This is a genomic window from Frankia sp. Mgl5 (assembly GCF_023242985.1).
Lineage (GTDB): Bacteria > Actinomycetota > Actinomycetes > Frankiales > Frankiaceae > Parafrankia > Parafrankia soli.
The window spans coordinates 1-232 of sequence record NZ_JALKFY010000374.1 but is presented as its reverse complement, the minus strand read 5'-3'; the positions used below and the strand labels follow the sequence as shown (position 1 = coordinate 232).

Below are 232 nucleotides of genomic sequence, written 5' to 3'. Positions count from 1 at the left end.
CCGGAACATTGCCAGGCCCTACCCCGAACGCAGGTTTCCCCGAGCTGTAGGCTGCCTTCACCATGCCGGGGCCGCCGGTAGCCAGGATCACGTCTGTCAACTTATGCGTCATCAATTCATTTGTAGCCGCCAAAGTCGGGATAGAAATACAGTGAATCAATCCTTGCGGTGCGCCTGCCCGTTCTGCCGCTTCTCGTACGATTCGCGCCGCTTCCTGTGTGCATTTTGCCGC

1 pseudogene is annotated in these 232 nt (G+C 58.2%); it reads right to left on the bottom strand.

What is annotated here, in order from left to right:
* Positions 1–232 (bottom strand): annotated as a pseudogene (locus MXD62_RS40470) (acetaldehyde dehydrogenase); the annotation flags it as partial.